Annotated in this window: 3 protein-coding genes; 2 read left to right on the top strand and 1 reads right to left on the bottom strand. The window is 31.2% G+C overall.

What is annotated here, in order from left to right:
• Window positions 1-120: 120 nt before the first annotated feature.
• Window positions 121-222, bottom strand: coding sequence for a winged helix-turn-helix transcriptional regulator (locus FHL06_RS14805; RefSeq protein WP_420360973.1), 102 nt, complete (start codon window positions 220-222; stop codon window positions 121-123).
• Between the two features lie 104 nt (window positions 223-326).
• Here FHL06_RS14805 and FHL06_RS12620 point away from each other — a divergent pair, with 104 nt between their 5' ends.
• Window positions 327-1001 (top strand): IS6-like element IS257 family transposase, encoded by a 675-nt coding sequence (locus FHL06_RS12620; RefSeq protein ID WP_001105987.1) that lies wholly within the window; start codon window positions 327-329, stop codon window positions 999-1001.
• Window positions 1002-1047: 46 nt separating this feature from the next.
• Window positions 1048-1551, top strand: a complete 504-nt coding sequence (locus tag FHL06_RS12615) for a protein rep (RefSeq protein ID WP_225486980.1) — start codon at window positions 1048-1050, stop codon at window positions 1549-1551.
• Window positions 1552-1854 lie beyond the last annotated feature (303 nt).

Raw genomic sequence — 1854 nt, 5'->3', positions numbered from 1 at the left:
CATACAAACAGAAACAGCATGTCACTTTACTTGGTATATGAGAATGATTTCACTTAATAAATGAGAAAAAACAACGTACTTTAATATGGTACGTTGTTTTGCTATTAACGCATATTGTACTTAACTATCTTTGTTTAATTGCTCTCCGTATTTTTTTCCATAATTTTCCATCATGTCTATGATAGGAATTAAGTCTTTTCCTTTTTCTGTTAAAGCATAAATAACTTTTGGAGGAACCTCTGGATAAACAGTTCTACTTATAATGTTATCGGTTCTGTTGCAAAGTTGAATTTATAGTATAATTTTAACAAAAAGGAGTCTTCTGTATGAACTATTTCAGATATAAACAATTTAACAAGGATGTTATCACTGTAGCCGTTGGCTACTATCTAAGATATGCATTGAGTTATCGTGATATATCTGAAATATTAAGGGAACGTGGTGTAAACGTTCATCATTCAACGGTCTACCGTTGGGTTCAAGAATATGCCCCAATTTTGTATCAAATTTGGAAGAAAAAGCATAAAAAAGCTTATTACAAATGGCGTATTGATGAGACGTACATCAAAATAAAAGGAAAATGGAGCTATTTATATCGTGCCATTGATGCAGAGGGACATACATTAGATATTTGGTTGCGTAAGCAACGAGATAATCATTCAGCATATGCGTTTATCAAACGTCTCATTAAACAATTTGGTAAACCTCAAAAGGTAATTACAGATCAGGCACCTTCAACGAAGGTAGCAATGGCTAAAGTAATTAAAGCTTTTAAACTTAAACCTGACTGTCATTGTACATCGAAATATCTGAATAACCTCATTGAGCAAGATCACCGTCATATTAAAGTAAGAAAGACAAGGTATCAAAGTATCAATACAGCAAAGAATACTTTAAAAGGTATTGAATGTATTTACGCTCTATATAAAAAGAACCGCAGGTCTCTTCAGATCTACGGATTTTCGCCATGCCACGAAATTAGCATCATGCTAGCAAGTTAAGCGAACACTGACATGATAAATTAGTGGTTAGCTATATTTTTTTACTTTGCAACAGAACCCTGTAAATAATATAGATAATTCTTATAACCAACACATGCATGTGTTGGTTTGTGTAGAAAGCACTTATTTTTATAACACTGAAAACTATGTGAATCAAAAGCAATGGATTCAATTTTGGAAAAGAGCTATGAAATTAGATTATGATCCAAACGTTAAAGTCCAAATGATTCGACCAAAAAATAAACATAAATCTGATATAAAATCAGCCATTGATGAAACTGCAAAATATCCAGTAAAGGATATTGATTTTACAACAAATGACGAAGAAAATAATTTGAAGCGTTTATCTGATTTGGAGGAAGGTTTACACCGTAAAAGGTTAATCTCTTATGGTGGTTTGCTAAAAGAAATACATAAAAAATTAAACCTTGATGATTCCGAAGATGGCGATTTGATTCATACAGATGATGAAGAAAAAGCAGATGAAGATGGATTTTCAATTATTGCAATGTGGAACTGGGAAAGACAAAATTACTTTATAAAAGAGTAGTTCAACAAACGGGCCATTTAATGGCATAATAACGAGTTTTCTAAGGTGCTATAACAACTTGACAAATGGAATAATCAAGTATCGTACTTATGGGGACATTAGTACTGTTAAATTACAGTGCTTAATGTCCTTTAATATTTTCTACAGAATAGAATTTGTATCTTTAATCTGTATGAATCGGTCTGTAGTTGTTCTTGCCAATTACATGAATATAATTCTATTTTTTAAATTGATATTTAATTTAATGTATGATAAGTTATACTTAACATACAAATTATACAAGACATAATTTCGGGAGGAGAA

This window comes from Companilactobacillus halodurans (assembly GCF_009600985.1).
Lineage (GTDB): Bacteria > Bacillota > Bacilli > Lactobacillales > Lactobacillaceae > Companilactobacillus > Companilactobacillus halodurans.
The sequence above is the reverse complement of the archived record's forward strand: the minus strand, read 5'-3'. Positions and strand labels throughout refer to the sequence as shown.